At 47.9% G+C, this 24476-nt stretch carries 18 protein-coding genes and 1 pseudogene; 5 read left to right on the top strand and 14 right to left on the bottom strand.

The features are described from left to right. Positions 1-32: 32 nt before the first annotated feature. The 5 genes from mutL to HZB61_03990 form a co-directional block, all read right to left on the bottom strand. Entirely contained in the window at positions 33-1757 is a 1725-nt protein-coding gene (mutL, locus tag HZB61_04010; GenBank protein ID MBI5055762.1) for a DNA mismatch repair endonuclease MutL, read from the bottom strand. Between the two features lie 172 nt (positions 1758-1929). Further along, positions 1930-3393 (bottom strand): B12-binding domain-containing radical SAM protein, encoded by a 1464-nt coding sequence (locus HZB61_04005; protein MBI5055761.1) that lies wholly within the window; start codon positions 3391-3393, stop codon positions 1930-1932. 110 nt (positions 3394-3503) lie between these two features. Continuing rightward, complete coding sequence (locus HZB61_04000; GenBank protein MBI5055760.1) at positions 3504-4484, bottom strand: glycosyltransferase family 2 protein; 981 nt, start codon at positions 4482-4484, stop codon at positions 3504-3506. A gap of 289 nt (positions 4485-4773) precedes the next feature. Then, positions 4774-5490, bottom strand: coding sequence for a UbiA family prenyltransferase (locus tag HZB61_03995; protein MBI5055759.1), 717 nt, complete (start codon positions 5488-5490; stop codon positions 4774-4776). A 70-nt stretch (positions 5491-5560) separates the two neighbouring features. Then, complete coding sequence (locus HZB61_03990; protein MBI5055758.1) at positions 5561-7201, bottom strand: diguanylate cyclase; 1641 nt, start codon at positions 7199-7201, stop codon at positions 5561-5563. 91 nt (positions 7202-7292) lie between these two features. Between HZB61_03990 and HZB61_03985 the strand changes: the two genes are divergently transcribed. The 4 genes from HZB61_03985 (at position 7293) to HZB61_03970 (ending at position 11499) form a co-directional block, all read left to right on the top strand. Further along, the gene (locus HZB61_03985) at positions 7293-9020 is read left to right on the top strand and encodes a DNA primase (GenBank protein MBI5055757.1); all 1728 of its coding nucleotides are present in this window, start codon (positions 7293-7295) and stop codon (positions 9018-9020) included. Positions 9021-9077: 57 nt separating this feature from the next. Next, positions 9078-9968 (top strand): tRNA pseudouridine(55) synthase TruB, encoded by an 891-nt coding sequence (gene truB / locus HZB61_03980; GenBank protein ID MBI5055756.1) that lies wholly within the window; start codon positions 9078-9080, stop codon positions 9966-9968. 75 nt (positions 9969-10043) lie between these two features. After that, positions 10044-10331 carry a YggU family protein gene (locus HZB61_03975; protein ID MBI5055755.1) on the top strand — a complete coding sequence of 96 codons (288 nt, stop codon included), beginning with the start codon at positions 10044-10046 and terminating at the stop codon, positions 10329-10331. Further along, positions 10318-11499 carry an amidohydrolase gene (locus tag HZB61_03970; GenBank protein MBI5055754.1) on the top strand — a complete coding sequence of 394 codons (1182 nt, stop codon included), beginning with the start codon at positions 10318-10320 and terminating at the stop codon, positions 11497-11499. Before HZB61_03975 ends, HZB61_03970 begins: the two co-directional genes overlap by 14 nt. Before the next feature lie 92 nt (positions 11500-11591). Here HZB61_03970 and HZB61_03965 read toward each other — a convergent pair whose 3' ends face one another. The 9 genes and pseudogenes from HZB61_03965 to HZB61_03925 all read right to left on the bottom strand — a co-directional run bounded on the left by HZB61_03965 (position 11592) and on the right by HZB61_03925 (position 23178). Further along, positions 11592-13223, bottom strand: a complete 1632-nt coding sequence (locus HZB61_03965) for a PAS domain S-box protein (protein MBI5055753.1) — start codon at positions 13221-13223, stop codon at positions 11592-11594. Between the two features lie 144 nt (positions 13224-13367). Further along, a complete protein-coding gene (locus HZB61_03960; GenBank protein ID MBI5055752.1) occupies positions 13368-13976 on the bottom strand; it encodes a chemotaxis protein CheD in 609 nt (202 codons plus the stop codon). A 248-nt stretch (positions 13977-14224) separates the two neighbouring features. Further along, positions 14225-15322, bottom strand: coding sequence for a PAS domain-containing protein (locus tag HZB61_03955; GenBank protein ID MBI5055751.1), 1098 nt, complete (start codon positions 15320-15322; stop codon positions 14225-14227). Positions 15323-15865: 543 nt separating this feature from the next. Further along, positions 15866-16279 (bottom strand): annotated as a pseudogene (locus HZB61_03950) (response regulator). A 142-nt stretch (positions 16280-16421) separates the two neighbouring features. Then, a complete protein-coding gene (locus HZB61_03945; GenBank protein ID MBI5055750.1) occupies positions 16422-16853 on the bottom strand; it encodes a response regulator in 432 nt (143 codons plus the stop codon). Between the two features lie 48 nt (positions 16854-16901). Continuing rightward, complete coding sequence (locus tag HZB61_03940) at positions 16902-18902, bottom strand: MEDS domain-containing protein (protein MBI5055749.1); 2001 nt, start codon at positions 18900-18902, stop codon at positions 16902-16904. 35 nt (positions 18903-18937) lie between these two features. Beyond that, a complete protein-coding gene (locus HZB61_03935; GenBank protein ID MBI5055748.1) occupies positions 18938-19555 on the bottom strand; it encodes an MEDS domain-containing protein in 618 nt (205 codons plus the stop codon). A 57-nt stretch (positions 19556-19612) separates the two neighbouring features. Further along, the gene (locus HZB61_03930; protein MBI5055747.1) at positions 19613-21907 is read right to left on the bottom strand and encodes a PAS domain S-box protein; all 2295 of its coding nucleotides are present in this window, start codon (positions 21905-21907) and stop codon (positions 19613-19615) included. Between the two features lie 536 nt (positions 21908-22443). Next, on the bottom strand, positions 22444-23178 hold the full coding sequence (locus tag HZB61_03925; protein MBI5055746.1) for a TIGR04283 family arsenosugar biosynthesis glycosyltransferase: 735 nt from the start codon (positions 23176-23178) through the stop codon (positions 22444-22446). 432 nt (positions 23179-23610) lie between these two features. Between HZB61_03925 and HZB61_03920 the strand changes: the two genes are divergently transcribed. Beyond that, positions 23611-24435 carry a nucleoside hydrolase gene (locus tag HZB61_03920; GenBank protein MBI5055745.1) on the top strand — a complete coding sequence of 275 codons (825 nt, stop codon included), beginning with the start codon at positions 23611-23613 and terminating at the stop codon, positions 24433-24435. Positions 24436-24476: the final 41 nt, after the last annotated feature.

The raw sequence follows: 24476 nt of genomic DNA, 5'->3' as shown, positions 1-24476 counted from the left end.
TTCCCTGATTGCTTTCAGAGGGACTAATTGTTTTATTTTCTTTTGAACATTTTCTTCAGATCATCAAGAGAAAGGTGAATTCTTGTCGGCCTGCCGTGCGGGCATCTGTCAGGGTCATCTGCCTTATCAAGGTCGGACATCAGCCTTGTCAATTCCTCGTTGTTAAGCGGCTCGCTTCCCCTCACCGATTTATGGCACGCAAGCCGGGCCGCTATATTTCTTAAAAGACTCTGTCCCGTCACGTCACTCTTTATCCCGCTTGTTTCTTCCTCGATAATGCCGGCAGCTATATCTATGAGAAGCCCCTTCATATCTGCCTTGTTCAACTCCTTCGGCAATGACCTTACAATTACATTGCTCCCTCCAAAATCATCCATGTCAATTCCAAGTTCCCGGAGGAAATCTTTATGCTTGATAATAAGGTGATACTCTTTGAGGGGCAGCTCCAGCCGCATGGGGAGGAAGAGGGCTTCTGTTTCAACGGATGTTTTCTTCAGGAACTTTTCAAACAGTATCCTTTCATGCGCGGCATGTTGATCAATGATCAGCAGCCCGTCATTGGTAGCAGTCGCAAAAAAACATTCTCCAAGATAAAAGAACTTCCTGATGTCCTGTGTGACGCCTGAGGTAAAAAAATCCGTCTGCGATAAGTTGAACATCCCCAATGCAGATTCACGGACAAAGGGATTATCATGTAATTGATGTCCCGTATACTGCCGGGTTTCAAAAGCAGTGTCAGAAGCAGGGACCTGGCCCGTCTCTTTGTCGTGATGAGGATTCATGGCCTCCTGAATTGCAGACCCCACTATCCTGTGGACCTCATCCGGGCTTTCAAATCTCACCTCGCGCTTTGCCGGATGCACGTTAACATCCACCCTCTTTGGATCAATATCAAGAAAAAGAAAATACGCGGGATGCCTGTCCTTTGCGATCAGGTTGGTGTAGGCATTATAAACCGCATGGCTGATGGTCGGGTTTTTCACCGGGCGTTTGTTTACGAATATGTACTGATGGCTTCTCCTGGCCCTCGCGAAATCAGGCGCGGACACAAACCCGTAAACCTTTGTCCCTCTTTCGTCCTTTCCCGTCTCAAGGAATTCATTGGCCAATTCATCATTGTAGAGTTGAATGAACCTTTCCCTGAGATTTGCAGCCGCAGGGACATTCAGAATTTCACTGTTGTTATGCGTGAGAGAAAAAGCTGTCTCAGGATACGCGAACGCCTTCTGTGTGACTATCTCGATGATATGGGAGAGTTCGGTGGTCGTGCTTTTCAGGAATTTCCTCCGCGCCGGGGTGTTGTAGAAAATGTCCCTTATCTCGATTGTCGTGCCCCGCGAAGGAGGCGCGTCTGTTATTTCTTTTTTCTGGCCGGCGCCGATCTCTATTTTTAAACCCGACCCAGAATTTGCAGTGGCTGTCAGAAGCGTTATTTTCGAGACTGAAGCTATGGCTGGCAATGCCTCGCCCCTGAAACCAAGAGTGGATATATCGAAAAGGTCGTCCTCCGATTTGATCTTGCTTGTCGCGTGTCTCTCAAAACAAAGCAAGGCGTCATCCTTTTCCATGCCGGAACCGTTGTCTGAAACCTTGATGAGTTTTTTCCCTCCGTGAAGGACCTCAATATTTATCTGTGTCGCGCCGGCGTCAATGGAATTATCAATCAATTCCCTGACAACCGATGCGGGCCGTTCAATTACTTCGCCAGCGGCGATCTTGTTGATTAATATCTCTGGGAGAACAGCAATTTTGGGCATAAGTTAAGTAATTTTATCCACAGATTTCGCAGATAATGAAAATTACAATAATAAGCATATAAATTGCAAATAGATTCTTTTGGAAATTGTGACTGTATGTTTTAGGATCCTGATTATAAGAATGAGGATTCTTGAATTAAATCTGTGTAATCTGTGACATCTGCGGATTTACCTACTTTATCATCTTCTCAATAAAGATAAAGAACCTACCGAGGCGTTTGTATGTGAGGTAGAGATAGAGTTCAAAGAAAAACTTGTAGTTCCTGTTCTTCCATCTCCAGAGGGACAATGAATGCAACGGTCCGAACACCAGACGGCTCCAGAAGTTTCTGAGGAACCTGTCATAACGGAACGCGAGAAAAGTATTGATGTAGATCGCGTGCAGAAGCGCCGGATCTTTTATCCAGGGATTCCGTACCTCATCATTGGTGAAGTTCTTCCATCCCTCAAGGTGCGTCGGCGGTTTGAAACCCGCCTTCAATGCCTCCTCATATAATGCCGTACCGGGAAGCGGGACATACGGCTGTATGGGCACCTCCGCGCCGGGATGCAGCCTGCGTATCTCATCCGCAAAATCAAGCGTCCTTTTAAGCATCTCATCCGTCTGGTTGGGAAGACCGATTATCAGAGAGTAGAGGGTCTTGATATTTCCCTTTGACACTGTGGCAATCCCCTCGTCGATCATTCTCCTGTTCTGCCCTTTTCTGATGTATTTCAGAACGTCGTCATCCGGAGACTCAACTCCAAAGAACAGATAAACGCACCCGCTGTCTTCAAACTTTTTCAACAGCTCAGGGCTGAAAGTATTTATCCTTACATTGGCTATCCATTTAAAATTGTTTTCTCTCAGCAAGTCGAGGATGTTCAGCATCATGTCCTTTTTGCCTGCAAGAAATGTATCGTCATAGAAAGTTAATTTGTTGACGCCGAGGGCCTTCAGTTTCAGGAGTTCGTTCCTGACCTTATCAACGCTTTTTACACGGCAAACGTTTTTATGAAAATAAACGTTATAGCAGAACCCGCATTTATGCGGGCATCCCCTTGACGATTCATAGCCGATATTCTCCAGTGTATCGGAAGACCTTCTGAGGTATTCCAGCAGTATGTCCTTGCCTTTGCCGTCATAGGGAAACGGTAAGGTTTCTATATCGAGAAACTCTCTGTCATTGTTCAAAGTGTTCTTCCCGTTGCCCTTCCAGCCGAGGCCGTCAATGCCGCTGAAATCCTTATTCCCTCCCTGCAATGCGCGCACTAATTCAAGCAGGGTCTGCTCGCCTTCTCCCTTTACAACAAAATCTACAAGTTCGGATTCAAGTGTCTGCTCCGCCATCATGGAGGGATGCGTCCCTCCCCAGACAAGGGGGACCTCAGGGGCGATCTTTCGCGCGAGCTTTGAAAGCCGCAGGGTATTCTTGATCTGAAAACAGGTCATGGTGGAAAGCCCGAGCAGGAGGGGTTTTCTTGCAACGAGTTCTTTAAACCTTTCTATTTTGTGGATCCTTTCGTCAAAGTATTCAACTTCTATACCTTGCTTTTCAAGGTAAGCACCGAGGGAAAGGATCGCAAGAGGCGTCCACGCGTGATAGGGGAACGGACTTGCATTTGCGTAAGCCAAGACGACTAAATTTTTATTCATAATTTTTTTTAACCACTGAGGCACTGAGACACAGAGAAAAAATGTAAGCTAAAAAAGCAAAAAATATATATTCTTGACTCCTTGACTCTGTGCCTCCGTGTCTCTGTGGTTCAACTCGGCAGTATCTCCTTTTTAGATAATGGATAACTTATTACGGCGTACATCGCTGCTATCATGATATCAATCCCCAGAAAATAATTTAAGAAGAGCGCCTTCACCGCAAATGGAAATCCCGCCTCTTTGCGCATGAAATTCCACCACTTAAAGTTTGCGATAACGAAGACATGAAAGAGCGCAAGGACGACATACTTTGCTTCGTCAATAAACGGCATGAAGAACAAAGTGATAAAACTGAAAAAAGCGCACATCGCCGCTATCCCGTTTCCGGGCGCTGTCGGCCCCGCGTTATCAAGCTTCTTTTCCCTGAAGAACAGGTGCATCCACATCACCGCGCGCTTGAAATAATTCCTCACTGCCTGCCTGAAGCCGGCAAACTGGTGCTTCACCATGACGTTCCTGTTTAAGATAATGGGGTCTGTCCTGTTTATCCTTCTTGCCAGCTCAAAGTCTTCCACATCAGCTCCCTTGTAGGATTCATTGTATCCGCCGATCTCCTGGAAAAAATCTTTCCTGATCGCGCCGCATCTCGGTGCGAATACGCTCACCCTGTTTCCGGGGGTCCCGATAAGATGAATATATTCAAACATCGCCATGTATCTGGGGACAAACCCCTTGTTCAGAGGCTCGGTGGCGCATACGCCTATAATGCATTTCTCAGTGGGGTTCTTATCGAAATAATCCTTGACTTCCTTAATGGCCCCGTCCAGCACGATCACGTCTGAATCAAGAAAGAATATTATATCGCCTTTGGCTTCCGCCACCCCGATATTTCTCGCCTTCGCAGGCCCTCCGTTCTTTCCCAGTTCGATAACCTTCAAGGGATAGTTCTTCGCGATCTTTACAGTATCGTCCTTTGAGCAGTCATCGACGATGATCACTTCCATATCGTCGACTTTGTTTCTGAAAATAGAACCAAGGAGGTCAGGCATAAACCGTGCGGCATTGTATGTGGGGACCACGATTGAAATCATGCGATATAAAAGTATAAACGTTATAACTTTATAAAATCAATTTCGGGAAAGAGCAAAAGTTCAAAAGTGCCAGAGTGCAAAGGTTCTTTCTTTTGCTCTATGGCTCCAGAGGAATTAGAGTCTGTCCATAAATTGCTGTTTTATATTTTTGTCATGCCCGAAGCCTGCCCTCGAATTTCGTAATCGGGGGTCTTTAATCGGGCATCCAGAACTTATTTAAAAGCTGGATTCCCGCTCAACAGACTGCGGGAATGACGATCCAATGTTTGAGTTTATGGACAGACTCTAATTAATCGCCTCTCACGTATCTTTGTCCCAATAGGGTTAGGGTTGTCCCGGTAATTCCCGCTGTCAGCCATACAGGTGAAATAAGGACAGCCATCACAATCCCGTCCAGCAATGAAATACAGGCAAGCATAACCGGGACAACAGGAAAAGAATATCCTCTCATCCCTCCTTTATTTTCATATCGGGCGACGATGCTGATCACAAGAACATAAATAAACTGGAGCGCCCCCGCGATCGCAACAAACTTCCCGACCGTCCCTGCAACTGCAATTGAAGAAACTACGAAGACCATTGCTCTGCACGCTGCCATGAGGATGACACTTAATGGATGGCCTTTATGAAATTTATCGTAGATGAGAATTAATATGAGGAGCAGCAAGCCCGCATAGATTGCCTCCCGGTGAGGAACAAAAACGAGAAGCAATATTGCGATAGTAAAAAGTGCAATGGTAAACAGGACAGCGCTATTTATTGATATTCTTTGAGAGGGAATGGGACGGAAAGGTTTTTTGCCCGTGTCCGTTTTCGCATCGAAGATATCATTCAGGCACATGCCGCCTGAATAAAAGAAAGAAAGAGAAAGTGACAGAGTGATAAAGTGATGAAGTGAAAAAGGTATGCCTGACAGGACAACGCCTGCCAGCACATTGGTCCAGACAGTCGGAAGATTGCTGACCCTGCAGAGGTCGAGGTAGCTTTTAACTGTTTTCAGGGACATTTTAAAAACGAGTTTATCAAAGATAACCGGAAAAGTCAGTGGTCTGCGTGTTTGTTACCCGTCACCGTTTCTACACGCAGGCGATTTTGTTTTTCCCCATGCTTTTTGCCTTATATAATCTTTCATCGGCTGTTACCAGCAGGTCATCCGATCCGGTCCCGTCATCCGGGAAAGTGGCAATTCCGAAACTGCACGTTATTTTCGCCGCTAATCCTTTGGGAAGCGATATTTCCAGGTTTTCTATCTTGCACCTCAACCTGTCAATAACATAAGAGGCTATGTCGCTTGATGTCTCAGGGAGAATAATCATGAATTCATCCCCTCCGTACCTCCCCACGACATCCAGGTTACGCACGGTGTCGACTATGATCTGCGATACGGCTTTAAGGGCGAGGTCTCCCGCCAGATGACCGTAGGTGTCGTTTATGATCTTGAAATCGTCTATGTCGGATATGACGATGGAGAAGTGACTGTTGGTCCTTTTGCAGCGCTCTATCTCTTTCATTAAGAACCCGTTGATAAATCTTCTGTTGTAAATATTTGTAAGAGGATCGACAGTCGACAGTTTAATATCTTCCGTGATGTCTCTCATAATAAGCTGATATCTTCCCTGCTCGTTATCTCCGAATGTTTTCAGCAGGAACCCGGAAAGCTCAAATATCCTGTCCTCTTTTTTGAATTTAATACGCTCGATCTTATGCAGCTTATTTAAAGTCGCGGAGATCCTTTCCCAGTTTTCCTTCGGTATAAAATTAGTAACGGGTTTATCCAGGATCTCCTTGCCGAATTTGCCGATGACCTTGTCATTGGCCCAGATCACGAGATGCTCGCTTCCCACATCAACCACTTCAATAAGCATTTCAGGCAGCAGATTTAAAATTTCTCTCGCCGTCTTGAGTTTCCCCTCGATAAATCTGTTGTAATCGCCTTCGAGGTTTTCCATTACGTCCCTGATGGTCACGATGTTAACGGCGGCCCCGTCCTTATCAACAACGACTACCCTCCTGATGCCCTCATAATTCATGACTTCCACTATTTCAGCAAGAGGCGTATCAAGGTTGACGGTCTCAACGGGCGAGGACATGTATTTTCCCACATGGTCTTTAAGCGAAACATTTTCGCAAGTCAGCTTCAGGATGTCCTTTTCTGTCACGATTCCAAGCGCCTTATTATCTTTAATTACGGGGACGGCGCTGATCTTGTGCTGGATCATCTGCTGCAGCACTATATTTAAGGTGGTGTCGGGAGAGACGCTTATCAGGCTCCCGGTCTTTTTCAGGATGTGTTTGACCTTGATCGTCAGCCGGTAAAAATCCTCTTCAAGATATTTCAACAGGTCCTGCTGGGTCACAATGCCGAGAAAATTACCTTCATCGTCCGCCACTATCACCCTTCTGATATTGTTCTCTAAAGTTAAATTAAGGGCGTAACCGATGGTCCTGTCCCCTTTGGTCACAACGAGAGGTCGTTTTGAGTGGCAGTCTATCCTTGAGGACATATCAACCCCGTTGTACAGGATCTCGACTACGTCGCGTTCAGTTAAAATACCGACAGCCTTGTTTTCATTCAGGATGACAACCACGCCTTTCTTGTTTACATTCATCAGGCTGATCAGGTCCTTCAAGGTGCCGTCGCACTGGATGCATAAATTATCTTTCTGAGCAATAGTTTTTAAAAGCAGTGTAAGCAAACCGTATCTCCCTTCGATCATTTCATGTCCGTTTTTTTAATTTACCTCATATATTTATCGGCTGAAACATTCAATATCTGTAGGCGGGGAAAAAAGGTTAAAACAAGAGGGCTTGTATCCTGCATCCGGCATCCTGTATCATTTATTCATGCCTTCCGACAGCACCCTTGAAGAAATAAAAAACAGGCTTGATATCGTTGACGTCATATCCGAATATGTGCGCCTGAAGCAGGCCGGGCAGAACTGGAAGGGGCTTTGCCCTTTTCACACAGAGAAGACCCCCTCTTTTACCGTCAATCCCGCAAAACAGATATATCATTGCTTCGGCTGCGGCAGCGGCGGCGACATCTTCTCCTTCCTTGTTAAATATGAGAGCCTTTCCTTCCCGGAGGCTGTCGCTGTTTTGGCCAAAAAGGCGGGGGTCCCTCTCAAGACTTTTCAAAAGGACACGGTCCAAAGCGGGGAAAAAGAGGTCCTTCTCAACATGCATAAGGACGCCGCTGTTTTTTTTCAGCACTACCTTTTAAAAAGTGACAAGGCAAAGGCATACCTCAACAAGCGCGGGATCGAAGAAAACGCCCAAAAAGTCTTCTCTCTTGGATACGCGCCAAAGACCTGGGACGCGCTTATTAAGTATCTTTCGCGCAAAGGCTACAAGCCGGAAATAATAAAAAAGGCCGGGCTCGTCACACAGGGCGCAAAGGGTTTTTATGATACGTTCAGGGACAGGATAATGTTTCCCATTTATGACTTAAAGGGCGATGTTATCGCATTCGGCGGCAGGTCCATCGATGGCGATGAGCCGAAGTATCTGAATTCGCCTGAGACAATTATTTTTAACAAACGGCGGGTCCTCTACGGGATACACCGCGCAAAAGACGCGATAAAGGAAACGGGACGTGTCCTGTTTATGGAAGGCTACCTTGATGTCATCACCACCCACATGTACGGCTTTTCAAACGCGGTTGCGCCGCTGGGCACGGCATTTACGCTGGAACACGGGAAGCTAATAAAGAGGTTTACAGAAGACGTGCTCCTTGTCTTTGACAGTGACGAGGCCGGGAGAAAGGCGGTCAAAAACGCCGCCAATATTCTTTTGGAAGCGGGACTGAATGTCAGGGTGCTTTCTTTTCCGGACAAAGAAGACCCTGACAGTTTTCTGAGGGAAAAAGGCAAAGAGGCGTTTCAGGAGCTGCTCGACAACCCGTTGTCGATAGTTGACTTCTTCATGCGGCAGAAAGGCGATAAACGCCTGATAGCGCGCGAGGCATTAACAGCGATCTCTAAAGTCCAGGACAGCATCCTCCGGGGGCAATACATAAAAATGCTTTCCGAGAAACTGGGAGTAAACGAGATATTTATCAGGGAGGAATTCAAGAAAGTCAGGAGCCAGTCTTCGTCTGAAGGACAAACCGCTTCCTCCGTGTCTCATTCAGGGCCCAGGCCCGTAGAAGAAGTGACCTTGATAAAACTGCTTCTGCAATTGCCGGAGAAGGCTGAAGAGGTCTCGCACATTCTTTCTGAAGAGGATTTTAAAGACATTATGGCGAGGTCGGTGTTTAAAAGGATCAAAGAGGGGTCAACGGATTTCAAAGGACTGTATTCACAGTGTGACGAGGCAGAGAAAAACTTTCTCACGGAGATATCACTGGAAGACCATTTCGAAGACCCGGAGAAGACGATAGACGATTGCGTTACCAGGATAAGAGAAAACAGGCGGAAGATATTATTGCAGGAATTACAGAGGAAGATCAAAGAAGCGGAATTGAAAAAGGATTTAAATCTGTTAAAATCTCTTCAGTCAGAGCACCAGAAACTTCTGAAACACAGGAAACCTTAACGCCGTTATAATTCAACATCTGAATTATTGAAAATAGATTTTTGGATCAAAAATACCATGGACCTTATTATCAGTCTGAATAAACCCAAAGACATTACCTCGCATGACGCGGTCATGAAAGTGCGAAAGATCTTAAAAGAAAAAAGGGTCGGCCACACCGGGACCCTCGACCCGATGGCCACGGGCCTTCTGCTTATCTGCATCAACAGGGCGACACGGCTTGCCAATTATTTTTCCTCGCTTGACAAGGAATACATGGCGGTAATGAAATTAGGAGAAACAACAGACACCCAGGATGCGTACGGCAAGGTCTTATCCAGTTCAGATAAGATTGATTTCGAAGAGGGGGTTATTGAGGAGGCTTTGAAATCTTTTCAGGGTAAGATCCTCCAGCAGCCTCCGATGTTTTCCGCGTTAAAGCACCAGGGCGAGCCGCTCTATAAACTGGCCCGCAAAGGGATCGAGATCGACCGCAAGCTTAGAGCGGTAACCATTTACGATATCGAACTTTTGGATCTCAATCTGCCTTACGTTACATTCAGGACGCGTTGTGCAAAAGGCACTTATGTCAGGACGCTGTGCCATGATATAGGCATAACACTCGGCAGCGGCGCGCATCTCTCCGGGCTTGAACGCACGGCAGTCGGCCCGTTCAGGGTTGAAGACAGTTTGACAATCGAAGAGCTTAAGGATATAAATATGAATGAACCCGGCAAGGGCGTTTATACAATGGATAAAGCCCTGTCATGGATGCCCGGTCTGACGATAAACGAAACAATGGCAAACGGCGTTGCCCACGGCAATCCGGTCAAGGTGTTGTCTCTTTCGGATGACTATAAAAAAGCTGAGGGCATAAGAATAAGATCGCTCAAAGGCGAGCTTCTCGCAGTAGGCAGCTATTCTCCTGAAAGGGACATGATAAAGATGGATGTAGTGTTTGCAGCGTAGCGGATTTAATTAAGAGGGAACACACCCCTAACCCCTCTTGATAGAGGGGAATAAAGGGGCAAGGGGAGTTAGTGTATGAGTAAATCAAAACCAAATCCAAAAAATGAACTGACGCTGAAGATCAAGGTGGAGCCGCGCTCGTCCCGTGCGGGGATAGTCGGCCCGTACGGAGACGCATTGAAGGTCAAATTGACTGCGCCGCCCGTTGAAGGCAAGGCAAACAAGGAGCTTATAAATCTTCTTGCAAAGGAATACGGGATCGCCAAAAAGGACGTTGAGATAATCTCAGGGGAGAGTTCAAAGAATAAAATCGTAAAGCTTCATGGCGTGAGTCAAAGAGGTATTTCAAATGAGCAGGATTAAGAAAATAGTCAGCGATGGGCTTTTTGAGTGGATGAGAAATATAAGGCGGGAGATACACCGCTCTCCTGAAGTGGGATTTAATGAAGAAAAGACCGCTGAGCTTATTGCCGGCTGCCTGAAGAAACTCGGAATCCCCTGTAAAACAGGCGTTGCGCAGACGGGCATAGTCGCGAAATTAACAATTAATGAAAACGCGCCGACTGTCGCGCTGAGGGCTGACATGGATGCCCTGCCTGTGTTTGAGGAAACAGGCCTTCCATTTTCTTCACAAGTCCCCGGGCTTATGCATGCCTGCGGGCATGACGGCCATGTTGCCATTTTATTAGGCGCGGCTGCTGTGTTAAAGAAAGATCCTCCTGACGGAAATGTCATTTTTATTTTTCAGCCTGCCGAGGAAAACGAAGGCGGGGCCAAGCCTATGATAGAAGAAGGCGTCCTTGATGGAGTCGATATGATCTTCGGAGGACATATCGAGACACACCATCACGTCGGCGAAATTGGAATAAAAACAGGACTGCATACATCATTTACCGACGGCTTTGAAATAAAGATCACCGGCAAGGGCGGACATGCCGCAAGGCCCCATGAGGCCGTTGACGCCGTTATAATCGCAAGCCAGCTTGTGATGAATTTACAGACGATCATCTCAAGGGAAATTGATCCCCTTCATCCCGCGGTGATAACGGTCGGATATGTCAAGGCGGGGACCGTTCATAACGCGATCGCGGAAAAGGCGGTCCTGAAAGGCACGATAAGGACAACGGATGAGTCGATAAGGACGCTGGTGATCGATAAGGTCAGGAAAATGGCGTCCTCTTTTTCATTTCTTCATGATGCGGAGGTACAGGTCGTGCTCAAGCCGGGGTATCCTCCGGTGATAAACGAAGAGAGGGCGTATGAGTTTGCATGGCATGTGGCTGAGGAAGTTGTCGGGAAGAAGAACATGATCGCCATCCCTTTTCCAACTCTCGGGGGCGAAGACTTTGCGTATTACCTGCAAAAAGTGCCAGGCTGTTTTGTCAGGTTCGGAGGCGCGATAAAAGGGAATGAGCATGTCCCCTCCCACAGCCCGAGGTTTGATTTTGACGAAGAAGTCCTCAGGGTCGGCGCCGCATATCTTTCCGAACTCGTCAGGTATTCAATAACCAAATTGCGTAAAGATAAATAAATTTCAGGATGTTTTCTTAGCCGCTGATTTGCACAGATTGACGCGGATTTCTTTATCTGTGTAATCCGCGTCAATCTGCGGCCCAATATTTACTATTCGGACAGGAGGCACTTCACGATTGTGCCGCCGGTGACATCCCGCTTAATTTCAAGCGAGGCGTTAATGAGGTTAGCGCGGTATTTCATTATCTTTAATCCCATGCCGTCTTGTTTTCCCGACATATCAGGGATCCCCGCGCCGTCATTTTTTATCGTCATTGAGACCTTGCCGTTTTCTTCCGAAAGGGAAATGGAGATGTGTTCCGGCTTACCGTGTTTGGCCGCATTGGTCACAGCCTCCTGGGCAATACGGTATAATTGAGTGACTGCTGTTTTATTCTGTACGGAGACCGGGCTGTCGCACAAGAAGACGCAATCTATCCCGAACATCCTGTAGGTATTAACAGCCAACTGCTCAAGCGCGCTTATGAAGCCGTCATGCTCCGTTTCAACCGGGGAAAGCCCTTTTGCGATCTGGCCCACCAGCACCTTGGCGTCGTCTACGAGAACGGATATCTCCGCGGCATCCACAACCCCCGCAGAAGAGTTTCTCTCAAGCTTGCGCCCAAGCCCCCTGAGTTTAAAGGCAATGCCTGTAAGAAGCTGCCCCAGCCCGTCGTGTAAATCCTGGCCTATACGCTGGCGTTCCTTTTCTTCAATCTCTATAAGCAGGCCCTCCATTTTTTTGCGGTCGGATATATCTTCAATCATAGCTACGGCAAACTGGGGATTGCCCTCCGGACCACGGACCAGGGAGATGGTCAGGTGCCCCCAGAGCAGTTGTCCGTCCTTGCGGATGTAACGCTTCTCTATCTGGTAGGAGTTGCGCTTGCCGGCCATCAATTCCTCGTAAAGTCGCCTGTCGGCATCTGCGTCGTCCGGATGGGTAAGCCCCTTTAAGACCATATTGCAAAGCTCCTTCCAACTGTACCCTAACATGTTTTGCAGGGCGGAATTGCTAACTAAGGGACAGCCGTCCATGTTAACAAGCGCCATCCCGATGGCCGCTTCGGCAAAGGTCGCCCGGAACCGCATCTCGCTCGCGACAATCGCTTCTTCCGCCCATTTTCGTTCTGTTACATTCCTGACAATCTCAATGGCCGCTGTTATTTCCCCGGCCGCATTTTTCATCGGCGAAGACGTGATCTCAAAGTACATCTGTTCCGCATCAATGGTCGCCGTTTTTACCGTTGTGTTAATATCGCCGTCATTGAAGGTATTGTAAACGGGACACTCTTTGCAGGTCGGCTCACCCTTATACAGCTTGTAACAGTAATTGCCGATCTGCTTCCCGAAGATATCTTCATGGATCTTGTTCTGATATGTGATCCTGCAATTCGAATCCATCAGGCATAAGCCGTCGCCCACGCTTGCGATAACTGATTCCGTCTTTGCCCTTTCATCGTTTGTCTTTTTAATCTCTGCCAGCATATCTTTCTTTATCTTTAGCTGCCTGTTAAAGGCCATTTGTACGTAGACAATAAAACCTGCTAAAAGGGAAGAGATCAACAGACGCATCCACATCTCATGCATATCAGGGAATAGCAGTTGTTCCAAAAAGGCGCCTTCCTTAAGTATGAAGGAGTGCACAGCGGCCTCAAATATCCATACAAGAATTATAAGGATGAAGCCGAATATTGTTATGTTGCTGCCGGCTGAGAATTTTAAAGTGTCCCTGATTTTCATAATGGTTTCATTTAGTGTCTGTTTTATTATTTTTGTCATGCCCGAAGTCAGTAATCGGGCATCCAGAACTTATTGAAAAACTGGATTCCCGCTCAAAAGACTGCGGGAATGACAGTTCAATTTTGAGTTTATGGACAAACCTATTTACATGTCAGAAAGCCAGATATCGGATTCAACTGCTTTCTGCTCCTGTATCTCCATGCTCCTTTGCCAGAACTGTTTTTCCTTCAGGCCCAGTTTTTTGTTGACGGTCTTCTGTATTTTTCTTACGTAAACGGAAAAATCATCATAGTGAAAATGAATGGCCCTGCCCCTGTCCCCGCCGAGGTCCGAGGTCACCAGCGGGACCCCCTCTGTCTCCAGGAATTCCCGGATAAACTTAGAGTTTACTTCTCCTACGCAAAAGAAATTTCCTGCCTCACCTGAAGGTTGAAATAATGACGCCCCGCCGAAGGCCTTGGCACGAAGATTTTCGCGTCTCGCACCGAGCTTCAGCATTTCATTGATAAGGATTTCCATGGCGTGAATTCCGTATCTGCCCGCTTCTGTAACATAATACGGCATATTCCTGGCGTAACGCCTGTTGCTCAGGAGGAAATGGTTCATCCCTATGACCTTTTGCACCGGGTCATATAAACACGCGGCTACACATGAGCCCAACACTGTCGAGATAATTACGCTCTGCCTGGAAGCGAGATATTCGCCAGGTTTGATCCTGATGTGCAACTGGTTTTTTGTTTCCGGTAATTTCATTTAAAACCCGATCCGTATTATTTCAACCCGATTTTATCACTTTCTCCGGAAAAGCTACAAATAGAGTTAAAAAAAACGGCAGTTCATTTACCACGGAGACACAGAGACACAGAGAAAACAACAGGATGCCGGAGAGTTTTGCGTAACAACCGAGGTGAAGGATGCGCCTTAGTATTTTCTCTTATTTTCCAACTCAGTGCCTCTGTGTCTCCGTGGTTAACTGCTTTATATAGAGTTGAGAGTTGTGTTCAGAGGGGGAGGTCTATTATGACCTTTGTAAACTTGCCTTCAACGCTGTCGACCGTGAGCTTTCCTCCATGATTGCTGATGATGCCGTGGCTGATGCTCAGCCCGAGGCCTGTGCCTTCGCCGTCAGGCTTGGTCGTAAAAAAGGGATTCATTATTTTATTCAGTACGCCGGGGGGGATTCCCGTGCCCTGGTCGTAAAATATAATGCGTACAAAGGGCTTATTATTAATGGTCAGAGTTTCGGCGGTGATCTCAAAAGTTTTGCCTTCGGCATAAGCCTCCGGGTATTTCTTGTTCAGGGCGTAGCGGGCATTATGGATTATATTCAGGAACACCTGTTCTATATGCTGGGGCTGGACAACAACCTGCGGCAGGTCGGTCGGGATATTTACTGTGAGTCCTATCCCGTCTTTTCTCATTTGCGTCCCGGCAAGCGCAAGCGAGTCAGAAAGTATCTCTCTTAGATGCGCGGGTCTTTTTTCTCCCTTGTTGTCGCGGGCAAAGGAGAGGAGGTTTCTTACAATACCGGCGATGCGGTCGCTCTCCTTTATGATCCTGGAGGAAATGTCGTACTCTTTACTCTCCCTGTCAAATTTATTTATCAGAAGCTGGGTGTAATTAATGATGCCGTTTATCGGGTTGTTTATTTCATGCGCGACGCCCGCGGCCAATTTGCCGATTGAGGCGAGGTGGTCTGCGCGCATCAGCTCCGCATAGAGCGTTATATTTTCCGTTACGTCAACCAGGCTGAGCACCAGTCCGGCGGTCTTGCCGTCAGCATCTTTGACAGGTTTAAGGCTCCAGTCCCAGAAGGTCATCCCGCGCTCAGGGTGTAGAAAAGGTTTTGACCTTATGAAAAAAGGTTCTCCGGTCTCCGCCACTCTCCGGAAAATTTCCTCATTCTCCTTATGCGGATAGAGGTCAAAATGGTTTTTACCGGTAAAAAATTCCGGCTCCCGTCCGTCCGATTCGGCGTATTTTTTGTTCACCCTGATGAAATTGAAGTCCTTGTCCATGTATGCGATCAGGACGTAGACGTTGGAGAAGACGTTTTCAAGGAGCTCGTTGGCGCTCTGAAGGGATTCGAAGTTTTTCATGAGTTCATCTTCCACGTTGAACCTGTGGATCGCCTCGCCGATAAGCGGTGTTATCGTCTCAAGGGCCTCTATGGTTTCAAGAGGGACCATAAACTCCCTTTCGTCAGCAAGCTGAATTGCAGCAAACGTCCTGTCAAGAAAACGGACCGGGACAACAGCGAGAGATGTAAAACCGTTCTGAATGCATACGCCCCGGAACCTTTTCTTTTCATCCTCTGTCAGTCCCTCAATAAACCTGGTCGTGTTATCACAGCGGAATGATCCGGCCTCTGTAATAGCGTGCATGTCCTGCGGGTCCGGTTTCCCGTTCACTACCCTGATGCAGATACACTGGTCCCTGCTGATGGAAAGGCAGCTCTCCAAATTCCAGAACTCATAATCAAAACCGCAATAGGATTCATAAGGGATCTCTCCGCGTTCATTCAGGACCCTGACGCCCACGCAGCGGCATCCGCTCCATTCGCTGATGATCTTTACCACTGATTCGAGGTATTCCCTGCGCGAATATTTACCGGGGAAGAGTTTGAGGAGTTCGTTAGTAGTTTTAATCAGACTGTCCGCGCGCTTGCGCGCGCGGCGCACCCCGGCATCGCGCAGTTCCCGTTCCACTGCCGGGACGAGCCTTGCCAGATTGCCTTTTATGATGTAATCGTGCGCCCCGGATTTCATCGCCCCAACCGCGATGTCCTCTCCGATGTTGCCTGATACGATGATGAACGGAAGGTCCTGCCCGCTCTGCTTGAGAATGTCCAGCGCCGCAAGTCCGCTGAACCTGGGCAATACGTAATCTGAAATGATTATGTCCCACCGGCCTTTTTCAAGGGCCGCCTTCATGGCTTCGGGTGTTTCGACGCGCTCAAATAAAGGCCCGTATCCGCCTTTCTTCAACTCGCGCAGAAGAAGAAGTGCGTCGTCCTCCGAGTCCTCGACAATCAATAAATGTAACGGCTTGGACATTTCAGTATCTCCATGTTCACTGCATGTCATTCCCGCAGGTTTTTGAGCGGGAATCCAGAGTCTTTTTCAGGAACTGGATTCCGGCTTAAGGACTGCCGGAATGACAGCTTAAGGGTGTTTTAGGTCTGTGACGTAAAACAATTTACGGCGCTTCGTTCAATACCAGCCAGTAAAGTCCCAGCTGCTGCACGGCATCTACGAACTGGTTGAAGTCCACCGGTTTACGGATGTAGCTGTTAGCGCCGAACTTATAACTTTCTATTTTGTCCTTGTCCTCGCTTGAAGTAGTAAGGATAACAACCGGCAGGAGCCTGGTCCTTTCATCGGCCCTGATGCGTTGAAGGACCTCCAGCCCGTCAATCCTGGGCATCTTCAGATCAAGCAGTATCACCTGCGGCATTACGCTCATGTCGCGCCCGGCGAAATTCCCGGTGCCGAAGAGGTAGTCCAGCGCCTCGACCCCGTCCTGCGCAACAACGACCTCGTTCAGGATCCTGTTTTTTTTGAGAGCGCGCAGTGTCAGCTTAACATCGTCAGGGTTATCTTCCACAAGAAGTATGTTTCTGGTTTGCATTCAGTCCTCCTAATTATGAGTCCTATAGGTCTTATAAGACAATTTTTATTATAACGAAAAATACACCGTAGTTCCCTTATCAATCTCACCTTCGATCCACACCCGCCCGCCGTGACGCTCAATTATGCGCTTTACTGTGGCGAGGCCGATGCCGGTGCCGGGGAATTCGACCGGGCTGTGAAGCCGCTGAAAGGGACTGAAGAGTTTGTCGGCAAAGTTTTTGTCGAAACCGACCCCGTTGTCCTTTACAAAATACGCCCGTTTGCCTTCATGCTTAGTAACTCCGAATTCTATTACAGTATGAGTGCGTTTTCCGGCAAACTTCCACGCATTGTTGAGCAGGTTCTCCAGCATCACATTAAACAAGCGCCCGTCCCCGTATGCAAAAAGACCTTCGGCAATAATAAACTCCGCGTTTCGCGAAGGCTGCGTTTTCCTGAGCGTGTCAGCAATGTTCAGTGCAAGATTGCTGAGGTCCACTTTCTCCCGGTTTATCCCGGCCCGTGTCACGCGGGAAAGATTTAATAAATCGTCAATGAGCTGTCCCATTCTCTGCGCGGCGCCGCGTATTCGCTCAAGTGAATCTTTGCCCTCCGCGTCCAGCCTGCCTGCGTAATCTTCAGACAGCGCCTGGCTGAAACCGGAGATGCTTCTGAGCGGTGCGCGCAGATCGTGCGAGACTGAATAGCTGAAGGCCTCAAGCTCCCTGTTTGCGGCTTCAAGCTCAGCGGTGCGCTGGTTCAGTTCATCCTCGGCCTTCTTGCGCTCGGTTATGTTCATTGCATAAATGCGGATGGAGTTGAATTCCGGCGCAACGTAGATTGATTCAGCGAATATGGTGTTTTTTATTTTTATGTCACGATAGAATATCTTTCTCTGTTTATCACGCAGGGCCCCGAAGATCTGGCCAACATCCTGAGGAAGTAACAATGCGGCGTCGTTTTCACCAAGCCCCATTGCTCTTAATGCGCTGATTGCAGCCTCATTGAGGAATGTGATCTCTCCGGCCTGATTTACTTCAAGGACCGGATTGGGGTTAAGACGCGGAAAAGAAGCGAGACGTGTTATCGCCTCCTCGGCCTGCCTGCGCCCGGTGATGTCTGTGAACGTCACGGCAAAATAGCCCTTGTGCGGGCTGAAGGCGGAGACTGAATACCACTTTTTAAGCGACTCCGAATAGCTCTCGAACTGCATAGGCCTTCCGGTCAGAGCGACCTTGCCGTATTTCCCTATCCAGTCTGTGGGGTCTTTTTCAATGCCCGGCATGGCTTCCGTGACTTTTTTCCCGATGACGTCTTTCCCTTTAAGGCCGGTAAGCCGCTCAAAGGACCTGTTGACCTCAAGGAAAATATAATCGCAGGGTTTTCCCTTCGCATCAAGCACAATCTTATGATAGGCAAAACCCTCGGACATGTTGCTGAAGAGGGAATGCAGCTTCTCTTCGCTCCTCTTCAGTGCGTCCTTGACGGTCCGCGCCTCCGAGCTTTCAAGCACCTCCCACCTGCCTGAATTTTTCACCAGTGCAAACCGGTGGTTCTTTACGACCTCCATAAGCCCTATCGCGTCAAACCTGTTGCGGGGATATGCAAAGGCCGCGAGAGCGTTGTATTTGTTTATAGTATCGATCCCGAAACATGTGAGGGGCTTGCCGCCATTCTTGTTCTGGAAACTGCACGCGATCCTCAGTCCGTCAAAGCCTTTGGAGATGGCGCTGTCAAGCAGAGAGGCGATGACCTTGCCCCCTGCCCCCTGCCCCTTTATTTCATGACAGCGGCTGAAAGGGACCAACTGCATCTGCCCGTTCTTTGCATATAGCTCAAAATGCGGCAAGGTTTTCTTAAGGGCCTTCTTCGCATCCTCAGCGCCGAGCGCCCTCGATGTGATAAATACGCAAAGCTCGTTATTCTTCAACCCTGCCGTGAAGTAAGGGACAAATATGTCAAGCAGGTCTTTCTTTGTCTGGTAAAACTGACAGAAGTGGCTGCCCCACTGCAGATCACCGATTAAAGAAATGCCTGATTTCCGTTTGTCAGAGCGTAGAGTGTGCATATATATGTCCTATCAGCCTCATAAGACTTATGGGGTTATGAATGCCTGTGAGCGCAGGCCGGATTGCTGACGATCTGCCACTCGCCCTGGTTCATGGCAAGCGCGAACTCGTGGTTCTTGACGACGTCCATGATCTCAACCACGCCGCACTTCTTGAGCGAGTAGGTGCAGAGCACCAGCAGTTTTGTTCCGCCGATCACGTTGTTTATCTCCGCCTCGTAACAGGCGAAATCGTCCCAGTCTTTTTTGTTGTCGATCCAGTAAGGGTTGCCGCTCACTCTCATTCCCGCAAACCCTCTGGACAGGGCCTCATTGTGCTTTTCCATCCACATGTTGAGCGTCCTCTTGAGGTCAAAGCTACCGCCCTTGAGATACCAGTCCGTATAAGGGAAAATCTCCATCTGCCCATTTGCCAGGTATTCTGAAAAGCCTTGCACGCCTTTCTTCATGGCTTTTAAAGCGTCTTCCGTGGTAAGAAAGTCCGAGGTCACCCAAACGCATAATTCATTGTTCTCCAGCCCGGCCCTGAAATAAGGAACAAGCACGTCCAACAGGTCCTTTTTTGTCGAGTAGAACTGACAGAAGTGACTGCCCCAGGGCAAATCTCCGATCAAGGCTATACCTGAATTTCTTTTCTCTCCAGATGCTTTCATGACTACACCTCCTTTAAGAAAATAAAATGTCGTATCAGTCCTATAAGACCTATTATTTTACCCAAGCGTAAAGTAAAAAGTCGCTCCCTTTTCCACTTCGCTCTCCGCCCAGATTTTACCCCCGTGCCGCTTGATGATCTTGTATGCCGTTGCCAGTCCGATGCCGATGCCGGGGAATTCGGATTCTTTGTGAAACCGCCTGAACGGGCTGAAGAGTTTGTCGGCGAATTCCATATTGAAACCCGCGCCGTTGTCGCGCACAAAATAAACAGGTCCTTGGCTTCTTTCCTCATTCATCATGCCGAACTCGATCTTTGCGGAAGGATGACGGGATGTGAACTTCCATGCATTGTCAAACAGGTTCTCGATCACAACCCTCAGCATGTTGATGTCGCCTTTTACCTTCAACTTTTCGGCTATGATAAAATCCACCCGGCGTTCGGGCTGTTTCTTTTTGAGCTCGTATGAGGCCACCTGGGCTATGGCGCTGAGGTCAACGGTATTTTCCTTTATCTCTACGCTCGTCAGCCTGGACATGGCCAGCAGCGCGTCGATGAACTGCGACATCATGTGGCTTGCTGAAGTCACCCTGAGTAGATAGTCCCTGCCGGTTTCATCAAACTTGTCAGCATAATCCTCCATTATCGCTTTTGTGAAACCCTCGATGCTCCTTAGCGGCGCGCGCAGGTCGTGAGAGACCGTATAGGAATACGCCTCAAGCTCCCTGTTTACGGCCTCGAGTTCGGCGGTGCGCTCTTTTACGCGCCTGTCAAGGTCTCTGTTGAGCTTAACAATCTCAGCCTCTATCTCCATACGTTCTGTAATTTCCCGTTCAAGCTCTTCATTTATCTTTTGCAGCTCTTTTGTGCGTTCTTCCACGAGCATCATAAGCTCCTCGCGGTGCTTTCTTATTTCTTCCTCTGCCTTCTTGCGTTCCATTGCCGCAGCCACATGGTTGGTCACGGTCTTCATCAGGGCCAGGTCATCCTCTGTAAAAGAGGCCCTGGACTTGGTGCCGAATGAAAGCGTCCCGATGACCCGCCCTCTGGCAAGTAAAGGATGACAGGCAAACGCCTTCATCCCGATTGAACGCGCAAGGTCCGTCCGGTGGTCCAGCGTTTCCTGGATATTTTCAGCGACGATCCGGCGTCCGTCCCTCGCCACGTAATCGCAAACCGTTTCGCCAAAGCATAGCCACTCTATTTCCTTTGCGGCCTTTTCGGACACACCCGCATAGGCATTCAGCCTGAGCTTCATCTTTTCCTCATCAAGCAGATAATTGAAGAAGACGTGGCAGTCGAGAAAGTCCATGACCTTCCGGCATATTGTTTCCACGATCTTCTCAGGCGTATTGCTTGTCAGCAGGAGACGGGCCGCGTCGGAAAGTATCTCAAGTCTCTGGTTGCTTTTCCGCATGGCTTCCAAAGCCATCCTGCGCGTGGTGACATCCCTGAAAAAGCCGAGCAAAACCGTTTTATCGTTTCCACCTAAAAAAGAGGAGCCGATATCGCAGTATATTATACTTTTGTCTTTTTTCAGCACCGGTATTTCAACCGCTTCAGTCGCTTCTCCGGCAGCCATCCTGTTGAACTGCATAAGAACAAGAGGCAGGCTTTCCGGGGGATGCAGATCTTTTACTTCGAGTTTTAATATCTCCTCTTCCGAATAACCCATTAGTTCGCACATCCGTTTATTGACAAACAGGAACTTCCCTGTCCTCAGGTTAGTGGAAATAATTCCGTCATTCGCGCCCTCAAAAATACTTCTGTATTTTTCTTCAGACACCCTCAGGGTCTCTTCCAGTTGTTTCCGCTCTGTGATATCACTTATTGCCGAGCGGCAAAGGGTCAGCCCGCCTTTTTCGTCCTCCACCGCGATGCTCTGTATCCGCGCATGGAATACGGACCTGTCCTTTTTCCCCACTCTTATCTCACATGCCTGCAAGACCTGTTTGCTCAATACCTCCGCTATATGCGCTGTAAAGATCTTCCTGTCATCGGAAACCATAAAGAAAGAGAATGCCTTGCCGGTCAATGATCGTTTGTCTGTGCCGAGGAGATTAGCGCCGGCAAGATTTGATTCCAGTATCACTCCGTCTTTATCAAAGACAAAGTAGCCTATGGGGGCAAAGTCGAACAGGTCGGCATACCTGCTGCGGGACGTTTCCAGCTCGGCCTGCGACCTGCGCAGCTCTTCGTTCTGCATCTCAAGCTCGATCTGGTGCGTCCCCAATTCATGCACAAGACGCTTGAGATCAAGGGCGGAAAGCTCCTTTACTTTTCCTTCCTGCCCCAGCAGTTTCTTCTCTGCCTTTTTACGCAGGGCCCCGGATTCGTTCTGCTTCTTTTTCATAAGCTGTATCTCACCTTTAGTCACCCCCACCCTGACCCTCCCCCGTCAAGGGATAATATGTGTCTCCCCGCCGAAAGAGGGATTAATTCACACCCTCAACCGGAGGGGATCATTACTCCCCCGATATGTCCTCTATTGCAAGGAGGATCATCCCGGTCTGCCTGTCCCCCTGCAATATCATTCGCGCATTGAGCAGCATTTTTTTATGTCCAACAGACGGGAAGTCATGAACTGACGGAGTTGTTTTCTCCCTGCCGTTTTTGGTGAAGCTTTTTTTGACTTGTTTTTTTCAGGCATCACAAGTTATTTTCATGTGGCGCAGAAAAGTTGTCCGGCTCTATAGTAAAAAAAAGACTTCATAAGCTGAATTTGCCAAAAATATTTTCTCTGAGAGAAAGTGCGTACTTATACATTATAAGACAAAAGCGGCATGTGTCAACCAGAATAACTACCCATAAAGAATGGTAAAAAAACAAAAGCCCCGCAATTTAATGCGAGGCTTTATACGTGTCTTGTCCTGGAAATTAAATTAACGCTTACCGGTGCTTCCTCTGTTTTATTACGTCCCTCTGCATGGTAAGACGGATGTTTTTACGGTAATACCGTTCATAGAGTTTATGTGGGGAATATCCCATGAAAAAGAGTGTTACGTAAATCCAGTTTCTAAGGGTGGTCCTCAGAACGCCGTCTCTCTCCCATGCACGGGCGCAGGTTTTTATTCTCTGGTCCAATATCGCTATCCGGCCTTCTCTTTTCAACCTCCTGCCGAAGTCGATATCTTCCATGAGCGGTATGTTTTTAAACCCGTTAATCTTTTCAAACGTTTTTCTTTTAACGAATATGCCCTGATCGCCATAGGGGATCCGCGACACCATTGACCTGAGTCCGGCGACCTTTGATATGACTTTCAATGAGGACAGCCCGGAGTCGATCTCAAGTGTAAAGGCCCCGCCTGCAATACCAGGCTTATCCAGGGTATTCCAGATATGATGCTTAAAATTATGCGGCGGCGTTGAATCTACATGGAGAAACCATAAAATGTCCCCTGTGGCCAATGCCGCGCCGTTGTTAAGCTGCAATCCTCTTCCCCTCTCTCCCCTGATGACCTTGTCCGTATACTTTTTTGCAACCCTGGCTGTCCTGTCAATGCTTCCCCCGTCAGAGACAATAAGTTCTGTATCTTCAATGTCCCTCAGCGAGAGCAGAAGACTCCCGATCAGTTCTTCTTCATTAAGGGTAATAATTATTATGGATATCTTTTTTGAATTCATGAGACGTTAAAAGTTTTTAATAAGCAAAACCGGTACCACCAAAAACTTTTTCAATGCTCAATAAATTTGAAAGAAATTTCAACATGCGGCGTGCTAAACAGTTCAAAAACTATACAACGTGTTCAATTATCGTGCAGTGAGGAGAGACCGTTATTATTTCTTTACAGGAAGCTCAGAGGTGTTACAATAAATGAACGCCTTGCAAAAATTGAAAACGTTGTCAAAGGCCCCGGTAAAAATTCCGGCAACTGCGAATAACAGGAAACCCGTTAATAAAACGGTAAGCAGTTTCCGTTTCTTGTTTTTCGAACCAGCTTTAACAGCAGACTGCGACATTAATTGATACACGTTCCTTCTTTGATTTTTTTGCAGGTGTCTTTATTATAGATTATAGTCATAAAAAAAACATTCGAAGAAAAATTACAAATTGCCATGCTCAAGAAAATAATCATCGACACGGACGCTAAAAACGAGATCGACGACCAGTACGCAATTACGTATGCCGCTCTCTCAGAGAGTTTTGAGATACGCGGCCTTACCGCCGCTCACTTCGGTAAAAAGGGGAGCATGGAGAAAAGTTACGATGAGGTCCTTTTTGTACTGAAGCTCCTTGGCATGGAGGGGCGATATCCCGTGTTACGGGGAGCTGAGAAGGCGCTCGCAAACGCGGCAGCGCCTGCGGATTCACCCGCGGCAAGGTTTATCATTGAAGAAGCGCTGAAAAATTCCGGCGCGCCTCTTTATATTGTCTGCATCGGGGCGATAACAAATTTAGCGTCAGCATATTTGATCGAGCCTAAAATAAAAGAAAAGATAAAGGCGCTGTGGCTTGCCGGGAGAAAATGGCCGGAAGGCGGTTTCTGTTTTAATGATGAAAATGACATATTGTCCGCGCAGGTCATATTCGACTCGGATATCGACCTTACACTTGTGCCTGTATGCGGGCCGGCATGCAAACTCAAGATATACAAGAGCGATAAACAGCGGATAAAAGGAAAGGGCGAGATCGGAAACTACCTGTGGAAGCTGTTTATGATGAGGCGCTTCGGTTTCCCGAAACCGGTTTATGATGTGGCCGCAATAGCGGCGCTGAAATCGCCTGAGTGGTGCGCACAGATAACGGCGAAGCGTCCTGCCATATTAGAAAACGGGAAGTTCGATCATTCAGATACGAAAGGAACGATGACCGTTATCACGGATATTGACGCGGAGAGTATCAAAAAGGATTTTTTAGATTCGCTGGATACGGCACGTTAGCCCACATTACCATTTCACAAACCAGGAGAAGGCAGTTACGG

The sequence above is a fragment of the Nitrospirota bacterium genome (assembly GCA_016214845.1).
In the GTDB taxonomy this organism is placed as follows: domain Bacteria; phylum Nitrospirota; class Thermodesulfovibrionia; order UBA6902; family UBA6902; genus SURF-23.
This window is presented reverse-complemented; position numbering and strand designations above follow the sequence as displayed.

Bases quoted from the DNA above. Each gene is read 5' to 3' on its own strand.
- mutL (MBI5055762.1), bottom strand. From the start codon at position 1,757: ATGCCCAAAATTGCTGTTCTCCCAGAGATATTAATCAACAAGATCGCC.
- HZB61_04005 (MBI5055761.1), bottom strand. From the start codon at position 3,393: ATGAATAAAAATTTAGTCGTCTTGGCTTACGCAAATGCAAGTCCGTTC.
- HZB61_04000 (MBI5055760.1), bottom strand. From the start codon at position 4,484: ATGATTTCAATCGTGGTCCCCACATACAATGCCGCACGGTTTATGCCT.
- HZB61_03995 (MBI5055759.1), bottom strand. From the start codon at position 5,490: ATGTCCCTGAAAACAGTTAAAAGCTACCTCGACCTCTGCAGGGTCAGC.
- HZB61_03990 (MBI5055758.1), bottom strand. From the start codon at position 7,201: ATGATCGAAGGGAGATACGGTTTGCTTACACTGCTTTTAAAAACTATT.
- truB (MBI5055756.1), top strand. From the start codon at position 9,078: ATGGACCTTATTATCAGTCTGAATAAACCCAAAGACATTACCTCGCAT.
- HZB61_03975 (MBI5055755.1), top strand. From the start codon at position 10,044: ATGAGTAAATCAAAACCAAATCCAAAAAATGAACTGACGCTGAAGATC.
- HZB61_03970 (MBI5055754.1), top strand. From the start codon at position 10,318: ATGAGCAGGATTAAGAAAATAGTCAGCGATGGGCTTTTTGAGTGGATG.
- HZB61_03965 (MBI5055753.1), bottom strand. From the start codon at position 13,223: ATGAAAATCAGGGACACTTTAAAATTCTCAGCCGGCAGCAACATAACA.
- HZB61_03960 (MBI5055752.1), bottom strand. From the start codon at position 13,976: ATGAAATTACCGGAAACAAAAAACCAGTTGCACATCAGGATCAAACCT.
- HZB61_03955 (MBI5055751.1), bottom strand. From the start codon at position 15,322: ATGAAAAACTTCGAATCCCTTCAGAGCGCCAACGAGCTCCTTGAAAAC.
- HZB61_03945 (MBI5055750.1), bottom strand. From the start codon at position 16,853: ATGCAAACCAGAAACATACTTCTTGTGGAAGATAACCCTGACGATGTT.
- HZB61_03940 (MBI5055749.1), bottom strand. From the start codon at position 18,902: ATGCACACTCTACGCTCTGACAAACGGAAATCAGGCATTTCTTTAATC.
- HZB61_03935 (MBI5055748.1), bottom strand. From the start codon at position 19,555: ATGAAAGCATCTGGAGAGAAAAGAAATTCAGGTATAGCCTTGATCGGA.
- HZB61_03930 (MBI5055747.1), bottom strand. From the start codon at position 21,907: ATGAAAAAGAAGCAGAACGAATCCGGGGCCCTGCGTAAAAAGGCAGAG.
- HZB61_03925 (MBI5055746.1), bottom strand. From the start codon at position 23,178: ATGAATTCAAAAAAGATATCCATAATAATTATTACCCTTAATGAAGAA.
- HZB61_03920 (MBI5055745.1), top strand. From the start codon at position 23,611: ATGCTCAAGAAAATAATCATCGACACGGACGCTAAAAACGAGATCGAC.